This window comes from Kitasatospora sp. NPDC086791 (genome assembly GCF_040685975.1).
Classification (GTDB): Bacteria; Actinomycetota; Actinomycetes; order Streptomycetales; family Streptomycetaceae; genus Kitasatospora.
On sequence record NZ_JBFBOC010000009.1, the window covers coordinates 82,308 to 95,188 of the forward strand.

Annotated in this window: 13 protein-coding genes; 7 read left to right on the forward strand and 6 right to left on the reverse strand. The window is 74.9% G+C overall.

All coding sequences use genetic code 11. From position 1 onward, the window contains the following. A partial coding sequence (locus AB0Q99_RS15350) for a hypothetical protein (RefSeq protein WP_363571833.1) occupies positions 1-449 on the forward strand: 449 nt, incomplete at its 5' end. A gap of 13 nt (positions 450-462) precedes the next feature. Here AB0Q99_RS15350 and AB0Q99_RS15355 read toward each other — a convergent pair. Genes AB0Q99_RS15355 through AB0Q99_RS15365 form a run of 3 tightly spaced genes read right to left on the reverse strand, consistent with a single transcriptional unit; the run spans position 463 to position 2,809 of the window. Continuing rightward, positions 463-1,674 carry an MAB_1171c family putative transporter gene (locus AB0Q99_RS15355; RefSeq protein ID WP_363571835.1) on the reverse strand — a complete coding sequence of 404 codons (1,212 nt, stop codon included), beginning with the start codon at positions 1,672-1,674 and terminating at the stop codon, positions 463-465. Beyond that, positions 1,661-2,272, reverse strand: a complete 612-nt coding sequence (locus AB0Q99_RS15360) for a hypothetical protein (protein WP_363571837.1) — start codon at positions 2,270-2,272, stop codon at positions 1,661-1,663. The genes AB0Q99_RS15355 and AB0Q99_RS15360 overlap by 14 nt, the downstream gene beginning before the upstream one ends. Positions 2,273-2,287: 15 nt before the next feature. Next, a complete protein-coding gene (locus AB0Q99_RS15365; RefSeq protein ID WP_363571839.1) occupies positions 2,288-2,809 on the reverse strand; it encodes a hypothetical protein in 522 nt (173 codons plus the stop codon). A 1,065-nt stretch (positions 2,810-3,874) separates the two neighbouring features. On the opposite strand from AB0Q99_RS15365, the gene AB0Q99_RS15370 reads away from it, so the two are divergent. Next, on the forward strand, positions 3,875-4,093 hold the full coding sequence (locus tag AB0Q99_RS15370) for a hypothetical protein (RefSeq protein WP_363571841.1): 219 nt from the start codon (positions 3,875-3,877) through the stop codon (positions 4,091-4,093). Between the two features lie 21 nt (positions 4,094-4,114). Continuing rightward, positions 4,115-5,434: an amidase gene (locus AB0Q99_RS15375; RefSeq protein WP_363571843.1), complete on the forward strand. Its 1,320-nt coding sequence runs from the start codon at positions 4,115-4,117 to the stop codon at positions 5,432-5,434. A gap of 48 nt (positions 5,435-5,482) precedes the next feature. On the opposite strand, the gene AB0Q99_RS15380 is transcribed toward AB0Q99_RS15375, so the two are convergent. Beyond that, on the reverse strand, positions 5,483-6,163 hold the full coding sequence (locus tag AB0Q99_RS15380; RefSeq protein WP_363571845.1) for a TetR/AcrR family transcriptional regulator: 681 nt from the start codon (positions 6,161-6,163) through the stop codon (positions 5,483-5,485). Between the two features lie 188 nt (positions 6,164-6,351). On the opposite strand from AB0Q99_RS15380, the gene AB0Q99_RS15385 reads away from it, so the two are divergent. Continuing rightward, positions 6,352-7,218 (forward strand): alpha/beta hydrolase, encoded by an 867-nt coding sequence (locus AB0Q99_RS15385; RefSeq protein ID WP_363571847.1) that lies wholly within the window; start codon positions 6,352-6,354, stop codon positions 7,216-7,218. Further along, positions 7,215-7,898 (forward strand): TIGR03086 family metal-binding protein, encoded by a 684-nt coding sequence (locus AB0Q99_RS15390; protein WP_363571848.1) that lies wholly within the window; start codon positions 7,215-7,217, stop codon positions 7,896-7,898. The genes AB0Q99_RS15385 and AB0Q99_RS15390 overlap by 4 nt, the downstream gene beginning before the upstream one ends. A gap of 29 nt (positions 7,899-7,927) precedes the next feature. On the opposite strand, the gene AB0Q99_RS15395 is transcribed toward AB0Q99_RS15390, so the two are convergent. Beyond that, positions 7,928-8,068, reverse strand: a complete 141-nt coding sequence (locus AB0Q99_RS15395) for a hypothetical protein (protein ID WP_363571850.1) — start codon at positions 8,066-8,068, stop codon at positions 7,928-7,930. 203 nt (positions 8,069-8,271) lie between these two features. Between AB0Q99_RS15395 and AB0Q99_RS15400 the strand changes: the two genes are divergently transcribed. Continuing rightward, positions 8,272-9,093 (forward strand): integrase, encoded by an 822-nt coding sequence (locus tag AB0Q99_RS15400; protein ID WP_363571852.1) that lies wholly within the window; start codon positions 8,272-8,274, stop codon positions 9,091-9,093. Between the two features lie 346 nt (positions 9,094-9,439). Further along, the gene (locus tag AB0Q99_RS15405; RefSeq protein WP_363571854.1) at positions 9,440-11,539 is read left to right on the forward strand and encodes a tetratricopeptide repeat protein; all 2,100 of its coding nucleotides are present in this window, start codon (positions 9,440-9,442) and stop codon (positions 11,537-11,539) included. Here the strand turns inward: AB0Q99_RS15405 and AB0Q99_RS15410 are convergent. Continuing rightward, positions 11,523-12,881, reverse strand: a 1,359-nt coding sequence (locus AB0Q99_RS15410) for a hypothetical protein (RefSeq protein WP_363571856.1), incomplete at its 5' end; no start/stop codon positions are given. The genes AB0Q99_RS15405 and AB0Q99_RS15410 overlap by 17 nt on opposite strands.

The window sequence follows — 12,881 nt, forward strand, 5'->3', positions numbered from 1 at the left end:
TGCGTTTCGGTGACGGGAGCCTTCACGTCATCGACTGGGGCCAGGCCGGTGATGTTCCCGTCGCGGGCAATTGGGACGGCGGCGCGGCCACCAACGTCGGTGTCTGGCGTCCTTCGACGGGTCAGTTCCATCTGCGTTTCGGTGACGGCAGTCTTCATGTCATCGACTGGGGCCAGGCCGGTGACATCCCCGTCTCCGGGAACTGGGACGGCGGTCCGGCCGCCAACCTGGGCATCTTCCGTCCCTCCACCGGCCAGTTCCATCTGCGTTTCGGTGACGGCAGTCTTCACGTCATCGACTGGGGCCAGGCGGGAGACATCCCCGTCTCCGCCAACTTCGACGGCGTGGGCCCCGACAACATCGGTATCTGGCGGCCCTCCACGGGCCAGTTCCACCTGCGCAACGACGACGGCAGCCTCGTCGTCCTCGACTGGGGCCAGCCCCGGTAGCCAAGCCGTACGGTCAGCCGACGAGGTCCTCGCCCGACGCCTCCACGGCGTGAGCGCCGGGCGGGGACCACAGGTGCTCGGCAGCGGCCTCCACCTCGGGTGCGGCGACCTTGGCGGCGACCTTGGCGAACCACGCGATCTCGGCGTCCAGATCCAGGTCATCCGCCCGCAGCCGCCACTGCGGCCCGCTGAACTCCATTCGGCGACCGGACAGTTCGGCCGCCACCGCGTGCTTCAGCAGCACCGCTTCCGCGGCCACGGCCAGCCGCTCGCCGGACAGGCCCGCAGCGCGCAGGTGCTCCTCGGCGGCACCCGCGTGGGCAGGGCCGAGGTGTCGCTCCAGGGCGAGCATGCTGTCCCTGATCTCGATCACCTGCCGATAGAGTCGCAGCCCGGGATTGTTCCGCCGCAGTTCGTCGGGCAGTGGGAGGACCACCTCCGGTGTCGCGGCCTGGAGCAGGTGCCAGAGAGGGTGGATCCGCCGGACGCGCCGCGCCGCCGCGCGCTTCTCCCGGCGCTCGGCCAGTGAGGGCCAGACGACCGAGAGGGCGAACAGCAACATGGTCAGCACCAGCAGGACCTGCGTCGTACCGGCCACGGCGGCCGGCTCTCCGGCTGTCCAACCAAGGTGGCGCATCGTCAGGAAGTATGCTCGATGGGCAAGATACGCCATGCCGGTCGCGGAGGAGGCCCGCATCAGCCACAGGGCGGTGCGCACCGGTCCGGGCGCGGCGTGCCGGCCGTGGACCCAGCACAGGGCCGCCGAGGCGGTCAGACCGGGCGCCGTGTCGACCGTGAGCACCATCCAGTACAGGTAGCCGGCCAAGGAGCGTCGGTCGTACGTCAGGAGGTCGACCTCACCGTCCGGTCGCGGCATCACCGCGAAGGTCGCGACGAGGAGCGCCGCGGCGATCGCGAGCCCCGTGAGGTTGAGCCGCGAGGCCCGCCCCCGCGAACGGCCCGTTATCTCCCGGACGAACTCCAGCATGAGCGCGGTGGCAGCCAGTCCGGACAGGTGGACCAGCAGGTTGGTCCCGCTGGCGATGCCGGTTGCGGCGTCGATCACCCGGCGGATCGCTGGGACCCCGACCGTCATCGACACCGCCCAGCTGGCCCACACGCCCCACAGCACCCGGGTGCGCCGTGGTGCGCCCCGCAGTTTCCGCAGGCTCCACAGGGTCGGGATCCAGACCACCGGCAGGAGTCCCAGATCAATCGGCCGCATCCGTGTGCTCCCACTCGTAGGCACCGGCGAAGGTCGCCATCACCAGGTCGAGCGCGTCCACGCTCTCGCGCGACGCCCGTGGCAGCGCGGCGGGCGTGGTCGCGAAGTGCTGCCACATCAGCGAGGCGAGCAGCTCGGCCTCCTGCTCCTGATCGGTGGTCGCTCCCATACGCCCCCGCATCAACAACCGGGCCGCCATTGCCGGATCCAGGTCGGGGAAGAGCCGCCGCAGCCCTTCGAGGTCGGGCTCGCCGCTCTGGTGGTGGTCGAGCAGGATGTGTGCGAGCTCGTGAAGGATGATGTGGGCCTGGTGGGCCGGGCTGGTCCCGCTGGCGTAGTGGACGTGGTCGACCTCGCCGAAGGCGATCCATATCCCGCAGACCCCCGAACCGTCCGCGTCCCGGCCGGACAGCGGGATCAGTCGCAGGTGCCGCCCGCGCCGCCGGGCCACCGCCTCGGCCAGGTGCTCGACCGTGAACGGCCTGGGGACTTCCAACTGCCCGATCAGCTCGTCGCAGCGCACACTGAACCTGCGCCACTCCTCCTGCTCCACACGTCCCCCGCGCTCGGCCGCCGCCGCGTGGTCTGCCGACCACACACCCTGAAGCGGAGTCTAGACGGACGATCCTCCGGGCGCGGGGTCCGGCGACTCCGGCTGCTGACCCACGTCCGGCCGCCCGTTCGCGATCAGTCCGCTGCGCTCGATCAACGACCGTACGGTGTCCACACCATGGGTCGACATGGTCGCCACGGCGGCGGCCCGCAGCGCCACCGACCGGACGTCGTTGGCCCGCATTGCGGCGACCAGTGCGAGCTGCGCGGTGACCCGGTCCGCCACCTCGTCGTCGATGAAGTACGCCTGCGGGACGCCGAAGAAGTCGCCCAGTGCGCGCAGCGTGCCGACCGTCGGGTTGCCCGCCCGGCCCTTGACCAGCGCCCACAGCCGCCCGGTGGAGAGTGTTGGGTCCCCGGGCCTCGCCGCCGTGCGGATTCCGTCCACCACCTCGTTCAGGGTGTAGCGGCGGCCGAGCGGCTGCACGTACGTGAACAGGTACTCGAGCCGGTGCCCGAGCCGTTCCGCCTCGGGATCGGGCCGACTCGGCCCTTCTGCCCCGGTCTCCTCCGAGTCGCTCATCCGTCCATCGCCCCTTCGCGCGCCTTCCGTCGACGCGTGTCGTCAACCTTTCCGGGCCCCTACGCTACGGCCTCAACCCGGATGACGAGCACCGCCCTTGTACTGCTTCCGCCCCGGCCTCGTCCCGGCGGCCGTGCGGTGGGCTCAGTCGGAGACCAGGGTGTCGGCGAGCCGGTCGGTGTCCGCGAGGAGATCGCGGGCGAGGCCGAGACCGTCAGCCTCCTCCACATCATCGAGGCTGACGACGAGCGCTAGGACTTCTATCTCGTCACCATTGAGAAGTGAAGCTTCGAGGACCGAACCGGCCCCGAGTTCAGCCAGGAAGGCCGAGGCGAGTACATCCTCGAAGAGATCCCCTGACCGCCGACGCCCTCGACAGGGTCAACTCCTGTCCCGGCCCGATGGCTGGCGCGAGGACGCCCGGCACCTGGCCGACACCAGCCCGCAGGGGCGAGGCGCGATCCGCAAGGCCCTGAAGGAGCTGACCGAGGCCGGGTACTACCGGGTCGAGAAGATCCGTATGCCGGACGGCACGATCCGCCATGGGTACGAGATGGGGGGCGTGGGCTGTGCGCGAGAGGTCGGTCATGGGCCGCATCCTGGGAGCGGGCCATGACGCGTAAGGACTGCCTCTCTGCAGGGCACATCCAGGGCACATGAGGACCCAGAGTGCCGCTGACCAGTGCGGACTACTGAAGGTAGTTTCGCCTGGTCAGCGGCACTTTTACGGTCGAACTCGCAGGTCACGGGCTTGCCGGGGTCAAAGATCCTCAAGTGGCAGGACGGCGCGCTGCTGCAGGCGTCCTGACCGCCGGGACCGGCCGACGGCGGCCGCCCCGTCGTGATGGATCGTCAGGCAGCTTGGCTGGGAAGGGTGTTCGCCGCTGGGTCCGGGGCGCGCGCCGGGGATCCCCGGTCGGGGCGGCGGTGCGGGCGCAGTGACGGTCACCGTGCGGCGCCGGGCGAATGTGCACCGTGACGCGGGAGTCCGGTCCTCCGCCCGCGGGTCCTGCTCCGGTTGCCGGGGGTGGGGGGCGGTCGGACGATGGGGGCATGATGCACCAGATGCGAGCCGAGTACGGTGCCGGCGGCGCGGCCGAGGGGGTGCGGCTGTGGCACGTGGTCCGGGGCGAGGAGAGCGTGGCGATGTGCGGCCGGGAACTCGACCCGCGGTCGGCGGTGCGGGAGGCGGTGGACTGGGGGAAGACCCCGGAACTGTGCTGCCACACCTGCGGGGCGTACTTCCTGCGCGAGGCGCCGTACCTGGCGGCCGAGCACCAGTAGACCCGGTCTACTGTGCTCGGCATGGATGAACCACTGGTCCGGCCAAGGTCGTTGACCGGCGAGGCCGCCGGGCTGCGCGGCGGGGAGCTCCGGCTGCCCGAGTACGTCGACCGCTTCTGCGCGCTGGTCGAGCGGGTGGACCCGTTGATCCACGCGTTCGTGCCGGAGCCCGGGCGGCACGAACGGTTGCGCCTCCAGGCGGAGCGGCTGGCGGCACGGTACCCGGAGCCGGCCGGGCGGCCGCCGCTGTACGGGGTGCTGGTGGGGGTCAAGGACATCGTCCACGTGGACGGGCTGCCCACGCACGGGGGGTCGGCGCTGCCGCCCGGGGTGCTGGCCGGGCCGCAGGCCGCGGTGGTGGACCGGCTGCGGGCGGCGGGGGCGCTGGTCGCGGGCAAGACGGTGACCGCCGAGTTCGCCGCGAGCGCGCCGGGGCCGACCCGCAACCCGCACCACCCGGGCCACACCCCGGGCGGCTCCAGCAGCGGTTCGGTGGCGGCGGTCGCGGCCGGGCTGGTGCCGCTCGCGATCGGCACCCAGACGGTCGGCTCGGTGATCCGCCCGGCCGCGTACTGCGGGGTGGTGGGCTTCCGGCCGACGTACGGGCGGATCCCGATCGACGGCGTGCTCCCGAACGCGCCCAGCTTCGACACCCTGGGGGTGTTCACCGCCGACCTGGCGGGCGCGGCACTGGCGGCCCCGCTGCTCTGCGACGACTGGCGGCCCGCGGCGCAGGCGCAGGGCCCGGAGCCCGTGCTCGGGGTGCCGGACGGGGCGTACCCGGGGTGCGCCGAGCCGGCCGCGCTGCGGGCCTTCGAGGAGCAGGTGGAGCGGCTGGCGGCGGCCGGGCTGACGGTGCGCCGGGTCGAGCTGTTCCCGGACTTCGCCGAGGTGTGCCGGCGGCTGCAGACCGTCAACCGCTTCGAGCTGGCCCGCGGCCACGCCGACTGGTTCGCCCGCTTCGGCGGCCTCTACCGGCCGGAGACGGTGGCGAGCATCCGGGCCGGTCAGGGCGTCGCGCCCGAGGACCGGGCGGCCGCGCTGCGGTTCCGGGAGCGGCTGCGGGAGCGGGTGGACCGCGCGGGCGCGGCGGCCGGGGTAGACGTGTGGCTGGCGCCGTCGGCGACCGGCGGGGCGCCGGAGGGCCTGCACTCCACCGGGGACGCGGTGATGTCGCTGCCGTGGAGCTTCCTCGGGCGCCCGGCGCTGAGCCTGCCGGCCGGACGGACCCCGGACGGGCTGCCGCTGGGCCTCCAGGTGGTCGGCGCGGCCGGTGGTGACGAGCGGCTGTTGGCCCACGCGGCCGTGCTGGAACGGGTGTTGGCCGGTCGGCCGGGCTAGGCGAGCGCCGGGCTGACCAGTCGGAGGTGAGCGCAGGGTCGGCCGGGGCTAGGCGAGCGCCGGGTCGGCCGGGTCGGTGGCCTCGGCGCGCAGCAGGCGCAGCAGCAGGCGGCCGGCCCGCTCGTAGGGGGTGGGCTCGTCGTGCAGCACGGCCTGCGAGTTGGCCGTCTCCAGGACCGCGATCAGGGCGAAGGCGAGGTCCCCGAGGTCGGTGTCCGGGCGCAGGGAGCCGGCGGCGCGGGCGTCGGCGAGGGCCTCGGTGATCGTGTCGGACCATTCTCGGGCGCAGCCGGCCAGGGCGTCCCGGACGGCGCCGGGGCGGGCGTCGAACTCGGCGGCGACCTCGTAGAAGAAGCAGCCGCCGGGGAAGACCCGGGCGCGCGAGTAGGCGAGCCAGCTCTCGCACAGGGCGCGGGCCCGGGCGAGGCCGGGCGGGGTGTCGGCCACCGGGGCGACGACGGCGTCGGCGAAGATCCGGCGGGCGGCGCGGACGGTGGCGAGCTGCAGCTCCTCCTTGGAGCCGAAGCCGGCGAAGACGCCGCTCTTGCTGAGGCCGAGGTCGGTGGCGAGGCGGCCGATGGAGAGTGCGTCCAGGCCTTCGACGGAGGCGATCCCGACGGCACGGCGCAGGACCGCCCGGCGGGTCTCCTCGCCGCGCAGGATCCGTCCGTCCGTGGTCGTGCCGGCCGTGGTCGATCCGCCCGTGGTCGTGCCGGCCGTCGGCCCCATCGTCCGCCCCCGTTCTCGTCGCAGTGCGTGCCGTCCAGGGTAGTGCGTGTGCCGGTCCGGACCCCTGAAACTGCACGAACGGTCGTGCTAATATCTCCCCGCGAGCCGGGCACCGCGCCCGGGCAGCGCGCGAGCAGCACGGCCCCACCCCCGCCAGGAACACCCGTCCGTACCGACAGGGAGGCCCGATGGACCCGGCCCAGGCACTGATCCGCACCGTCCTCAACCCCACCGCCCGGATCGCCCCCGGCGCCGCCGGACGGGCCGCCTACGAGCTGTTCGTGCACCCCGTGCGGCGCAGCCGGGTGCGCCCGGCGGAGCGGGAGGTCCACCGGCGGGCCGTCACCGAGCGGCTCACCGTGAACGGCAAGCCGGTGGTCGGCTACCGCTGGGGCAGCGGCGAACGGCCGGTCCTGCTGCTGCACGGCTGGCGCTCCCGGGCCTCCCGGTACGCGCCCCTCGTGCCCCGGCTGCGGGAACTCGGCCTCAGCGCCGTCTCCTTCGACGCGCCGGGCCACGGCGACTCCGGCGGGCGGGCCACCAGCGTGCTGGAGTTCCGCGAGCTGGCCCTGCGGCTCCAGGAGCGGTACGGGCCGTTCGAGGCCGTCGTCGCCCACTCGCTGGGCGTCTGCGCGGCCTTCGGGGCGCTGGCCGACGGCCTGCGGGCGGGCCGGCTGGCGGCCGTCTCCGGGGTGTCCCGGGTCGGCTTCTTCCCGGCCGCGTTCTGCGCCGGGCTCGGGCTGAACGCCGAGGTCGAGGGCGCGCTGCGGGCCCGGATCGAACGGGAGTTGTTCGGCGGGGACGCCGGGGGCTGGGAGCGCTACGACGCCGCCCGCCGGGTGGCGGAGGTCGACCTGCCGGTCCTGGTGGTGCACGACGAGGACGACGACGTCGTCCCGCTGAGCCAGGCGCACCGGCTCCGCGAGGCGTACGGGGAGCGGCTCGACCTGGTGGTCACCCGGGGGCTCGGCCACCGCCGGATCATCGCGGAACCGGCCGTCGTCGACCAGGTGATCGGATTCCTGGCGGCGGGCCTGGAGGTCACCGCCGGATGAGTGCTGCCGCCCGCCCGGGCATCGTCGAACTGCACGCCCGCTCACTGGAGTTGGCCGCCGAGGTGGTGGACGCCGTCCGGCCGGAGCGGCTGGACCTGCCGACCCCGTGCGCGGGCTGGACGCTGCGCCGGCTGCTGGCGCACGTCGTCGGCCAGCAGCAGGGGTTCGCGGCGGCCGCCCGTGGCGCCGGCCCCGACCTCGCGCTCTGGGCCGACGCCCCGATCGGCGAGGGCCTGCCGGGCGAGGACCCGGCCGGCGCCTTCCGGCGCACGGCCGTCGAACTCACCGCCGCCTTCCGGGAAGCGGCCGCGGCGGACCGGAGGGTCTGGCTGCCCGAGTTGCTCACCACCGCGCCGATCCCGCTCGACCGGGCGGTCGGCTTCCACCTGCTCGACACCCTGGTGCACGCCTGGGACGTCGCCGCCGCACTCGGCACCGGCGCGGGCGTCGGCGCGGCCGTGGAGCGCGAGGAGGCGCTGATCGCCGCGCTGGTGGCGGTGGCCGAGGCGGTCCCGGACACCCCGGAGGCCCGGGCGCCGGGGCGGGCCTTCGGCCCGGGGCTGCCGCCCGGCGAGGGCGAGGCTGCGGGTGTGGGTGCGGGCCGGTTCGAGCGTGTCCTGGCGATGCTCGGCCGCGACCCGGCCTGGCCGGGGCCGGGGTCGGGGCCGGGGCAGGGATAGGAACAGCGGCCCGTCGACCGGACCGCTGCTCAGGTCCCGCCGCTCAGGCCCCGCCGCTCAGGCCCGTCGCGCTGCTCGTCGGGGAAGCGCGGCCCGCCGATCAGGTAGAGCAGCGCGGCGATCGGAAAGCCGAGCGAGGCGACCAGCAACACGATGAACTGCCAGAACATCTTCCGCTCCTCGTCAGTCACGGGCCGCCCGGACACCCGAAGGTGATCCCAAACCCGACCCGCCCCGATTGGCCGAATTGTCCGGTCACTGTCCGACGGTATGGCCGAATCACCCCGGCTGCCACCGGGCGCCCGGCCCCGACCCGCGCCACACCGGCGCACGGGTCTGGGCGCGGGCCGGGGGCGGCGTCCACACTGTCGGGATGCAGCTACAGCTCGCAGGGGAAGCACGGCGGCCCGACCACGAGAGCGAGGACTTCGCGGCGGCCTCGCCGGAGGCACTGGTCCTGCTGGACGGCGCGAGTTCGCCGGCCGGCCTGGACTCCGGGTGCCGGCACGGGACGGCCTGGTACGTGCGACGACTGGGCGTGCACCTGCTCGCCCGGCTCACCGACCGGGCGGACCGCTCGATCGCCGAATGCCTGGCCGACGCCATCGTGGAGACGGCCGCGTTGCACGGCGGCCGTTGCGACCTGGCCCATCCCAACACGCCCGCCGCCATGGTGGTCGCGGCGCGGCGGCACGGCGAGACGCTGGAGTACCTGGTGCTCGGCGACTCGCTGCTGGTGCTGGAGTTCAAGGACGGCCCGCCGAAGGTGATCGGGGACAACCAGCGCTTCCCCGGCGGGGAGGGGCTGCGCCGTCAGGTCTGGTCGACCGTGCCCGGCTCGGCCGAGCGGACGGCGCTGCACCTGGAGTACGCGCTGGCCGTCCGCGCAGCCCGCAACCGGGGCAACGGCCCGTGGATCGCGGCCGCCAGCCCGCGCGCGGCCGAGCACGCCGAGACCGGCTTCGTCCGGCTGGACCGGCTGCACGCGCTGGCCGCCCTCACCGACGGCGCCTCGCGCTTCACCGAGCGCTTCGGGCTGGGCAGTTGGGGCGACGTGCTGCGGCTGCTCGCCGAGTCCGGACCGGGTGAACTGATCGCCCAGGTCCGCGCGGTGGAGCGGGCGGACTCCGCCTGCGAGCGCTGGCCGCGCGGCAAGACGCACGACGACGCCTCGGCGGTGTACGCGCTGCTGTAGGGCCCGCCCGCGGGCCGGCGGGACGGAGGCGGGCACCCGGCCGGCCCGGACGGTGCCCGACCGCCCGGCCGGGAAGTCCCGTATCGCGTAACGGAGTTCGCGGTGACCGTTCGTCACGGACACGACGCGGCCGGGCGGTGGCAGCCCGGTTCGACGGCGACGCGTGCCGTCGCGGGCCGAGCACCGCGGCGCCGGGATCCCCTGTCGCAGCGGCGGCCGGAGATCCCCCGTCCGCCCGCGCCGGCAGGCTACGGTTGGGCCGGACGCAGCAGACCGGGGTGGCGGTGGACCTCTGCCCCACGAAGGACCGGGGGTGGGTGCGGTGGATCCGTTGTCGTTGTCGGCGGTGACGGCTTTCCTGGGCGCGGCCGGCGCGGGGATGGCGAACGAGGCGGGCAAGCGGGCCTGGGAGACGGTCGGCGGGCTGGTGGCCCGGGCGGTGGGGCGGGAGGTGCCCGCCCCGGTCGGGCAGTCCGAGCGGGAGTCCGTCGCTGGCCTGCTGGTGGCGGAAGCACTCCGCAGCCCCGAACAGGCCAGGGCGCTCGCCGCCGTGATGAGCCGCAACGGCGCCGGTGGAGCGGTGGCCCACGGGGTGCCGCGGCTGCTCCCGGCCTCGGCCCGCTTCTTCACCGACCGCAAGGGCCCGCTGGCACTGCTGGACCGCGAGGCCGACCGCAAGCCCGACGGCCTCCCGAAGGTGGCCGTCCTGCACGGCCCGGAGGGCATCGGCACCAGTGCCCTCGCCTTCCACTGGGGCGGTCGCGAAGCCCGCCGGTTCCCGGACGGCACCCTGTACACGGACCTCCGGGGCGGATCGGCGACCACCGCCCCGACCGCCGCGACCGTCCTGCGGCACTTCCTGCTGCGCCTGGGCGTACCGGCGGAGCACGTCCCGCCCGCCGTGGAGGACCGGATCGACCTCTTCCGCTCGCTGCTCGCCGGCCGGCGGCTGCTGGTCGTACTCGATCACGCGCGGTCGGCGGCCCAGGTCCAGCCGCTGATCACGGCCGCGCCCGGGGTGTTCACCGTGATCGTCGCGCGCCGTCCGCTCACCGCGCTGGACGCGGTCACCATCCCCGTCGGCCCGCTGTCCGACAAGGACGCCAAGCGCCTGCTGACCGATCTCGCGGGACGGCCGGCGATGACGACGGCCCGCGCCGCGCTTCCCTCGGTGCTGGAGCGGTGCGCCGGTTCGCCGTTCGCACTGCGGGCGATGGCGCCGCACCTGGCCACGGCTTCGTCCGACGGCGGGGAGCCGGCGAACCCGCTGCCCCCGGTGCGGGCGGCGGCCGAGGAGGCCTACCGCCGGCTCGGGCCGGAAGCGGCCAGGACCTACCGCCTGGGATCGCTGCGCCCCTGGCCGTCCCTCGGAGCGGCGGTGGTGGCGGCGACCGCCGGCGTCCCGGAGGCCGAGGCGGAACGGGCGCTGGCCGAACTGGCGGACCTCCAACTGCTGGAGGGCACCGGGGACGGCCGCTACCGGTACCGGCCGGCGGTGCGCTCCCACGCGGAGGAGGTCGCCGCCCGCGAGGACGGCCTGGCGGGCTCCGCCGCGGCCGTGGCCCGCGCCGTGGACTGGTACCTGCGCTTCGCCGTCCGGGCGGACTACGCGGCGCTGAAGGAGCGTTGGCACCTCGGTCCGCTGTACGCCGAGCTCGGCCCGGGCCCGTACGAGGACGAGGGCGCGGCGGTCGCCGCCCTGGTGGCCGAGCTCGGCAACCTGGTGGAAGCCGTGCTCGCCGCCGAGGAGTTCGGCCGCTTCGACACCGTCTGCCAGGCCGTCGAGGCACTCTGGGCCGTGCAGCTCAAGGCGGGCTGCCACGACGCCCTGCTGCCCGCGCTGCGGGCCGGGGCCCGGACGGCCGGACGCCATTGCCCGGGCACCCGGACGGCGGGCCGGATGCGCACCCAACTGGCCTTCGCGCTCATGGAGTTGCGGCAGGACGAGGAGGCCGAGCGGGAGCTGCTGGCGGCGTCCGAGGACGAGGACCGGGCGGGGCACGCACGCGGCCGGGCGACGGCGGTCGAGTCGCTGGGCCTGCTGCGGCTGCGCCAGTGGCGCTTCCAGGCGGCCCTGGCGTGCTTCGAGGAGGCCGACGGGCTGCTCGACGGGATCGGCCCGGACGGCGAGGGCGCCGCCGATCTGCCGCGGGCGCGGGCGCTGTTGCACCGTCACCGGGGACGGGCGCTGCGGGGCCTCGGCCGCTTCGACGCGGCGCGGCAACGGTTCGCGACGGCACTGGAGTTCTTCCAGGACGGCGGGGAGCGCTACAACACCGCGCGGGTGCTGACCGATCTCGCCGAGCTCCACCTCGACCTGACCGACCACGCCGCGGCGCTGCCCCTGATCGACCGGGCCGTCGCCCTGTTGACGCAGGAGAACGCCACGATCCACCTCGACTACCTGGCGGCCCTGCGGGAGCGCTGCCTCACCGAAGAAGGGTGACCCGTATGCGTGCCGAGCGGGTCCCGGTCCGGACGGTCAGGCCGGTGGCCACCAGGTCCGCCAGGCCGGCCGGGTCGGTCAAGTCGGTCAGGTCGGTCAGGTCCTCTGCTCCTGCGGGGCCCGAGCCGGTGCGCAGCCGGGCGAGCAGCGCGGAGGCGTGCGCGGCCGGGTCGCCGTCGCTGTCCGCCGTCAGCTCGAACAGCAGGCCGCTGCGGTGCAGCACGGTGCACGCACGCGGGTCGGTGACGTAGGCGGCGAGCGAGGCGGAACGGTAGCGGTCGAGCACCTCGGCCGCCCACGTCCGCGGCGGGCCGAGGCGGGGGTCGTCCGCCTCGCCGTACCGGAAGATCACGTCGGCGATCTCCAGCACGCCCGGATCGAGGGTGTCCTCGTGCACGGCGAGGTGGCCCTCGCCCTCGGCGTCGGGCTCGTACCGGGGTTCGGCGAACCGCCGGACGGCGACGGCGCCGTCCACGCCGGTGCGGGTGAGGACGAGCAGCGGCGCGGTGCGCAGCGGCGGCTCGTACGGAGGCAGCGGCAGCGGGTCGAGCACCGCCGGGGCAGTGGGCTCGGTGATGCCGATCAGCCGGTAGAAGAGGCTGCGCAGCAGGGCCGCCGACCGTCCCGGGTCCGAGGTCGTCAGCGTGGCCGGCCCTTCGAGCGGGCGGTGCCCGGCCAGCAGCTTGTCCAGCTGGGGCAGCAGCGCGCCGTACGGATCGAGGCGCGGCGCGGACCGGACGAACGCCGCGACGGGTGACTCCGCCCCGAGGGCCTGCGGGTCGGCGGCGCCCAGCAGCACCGGCGTGCCGCACGCGGCGGCGTAGTAGCTGACCGAACCGAAGTCGCCCAGCACCACGTCCGCGGCGATCAGGGCCTGGCGCCAGCCTTCGAGCGGGTCGACCAGGGCGAGCCCGGCCCGCCGGGCCCGGTCCAGCCAGAGGCGGACCTGGCCGGGGCCGTGGCCGTGCCAGATGTTCGGGTGGAGGACGGCTGCCACCCGGTACTCGTCGGCGGGGAGTTCGGAGGTCAGCCGGGGCAGCAGGAGCGGGAGGACGTCCTCAGGGCCGGCGTCGCCGAAGAGCGAGGTCGGGTTCCAGGTGGAGTTCAGCAGGACGAGGCGCCGGCCGGGGTGCACGCCCAGGGCCCGCCGGTACCGCTCGCGGTGGCGCCGGGCGGTGAGGATGCGGTCGAAGCAGGGATCGCCGGCCAGCGCGGCGGTCGGCACGGCCTCGGGGCAGGATCCGGCGAGCCGCCCGATCTGCTCGGGATGGGAGAACACCATGGCATCCGCGATCGGGACGCCTCCGTCGGAGAGGATCCACTCGGGCCCGAGCCCGAACAC

Excerpts from the sequence above, each read along its gene's own strand:
- AB0Q99_RS15355 (WP_363571835.1), bottom strand. The coding sequence starts at position 1,674 with ATGCGGCCGATTGATCTGGGACTCCTGCCGGTGGTCTGGATCCCGACC.
- AB0Q99_RS15365 (WP_363571839.1), bottom strand. The coding sequence starts at position 2,809 with ATGAGCGACTCGGAGGAGACCGGGGCAGAAGGGCCGAGTCGGCCCGAT.
- AB0Q99_RS15370 (WP_363571841.1), top strand. The coding sequence starts at position 3,875 with ATGCGAGCCGAGTACGGTGCCGGCGGCGCGGCCGAGGGGGTGCGGCTG.
- AB0Q99_RS15375 (WP_363571843.1), top strand. The coding sequence starts at position 4,115 with ATGGATGAACCACTGGTCCGGCCAAGGTCGTTGACCGGCGAGGCCGCC.
- AB0Q99_RS15380 (WP_363571845.1), bottom strand. The coding sequence starts at position 6,163 with ATGGGGCCGACGGCCGGCACGACCACGGGCGGATCGACCACGGCCGGC.
- AB0Q99_RS15385 (WP_363571847.1), top strand. The coding sequence starts at position 6,352 with ATGGACCCGGCCCAGGCACTGATCCGCACCGTCCTCAACCCCACCGCC.
- AB0Q99_RS15390 (WP_363571848.1), top strand. The coding sequence starts at position 7,215 with ATGAGTGCTGCCGCCCGCCCGGGCATCGTCGAACTGCACGCCCGCTCA.
- AB0Q99_RS15395 (WP_363571850.1), bottom strand. The coding sequence starts at position 8,068 with ATGTTCTGGCAGTTCATCGTGTTGCTGGTCGCCTCGCTCGGCTTTCCG.
- AB0Q99_RS15400 (WP_363571852.1), top strand. The coding sequence starts at position 8,272 with ATGCAGCTACAGCTCGCAGGGGAAGCACGGCGGCCCGACCACGAGAGC.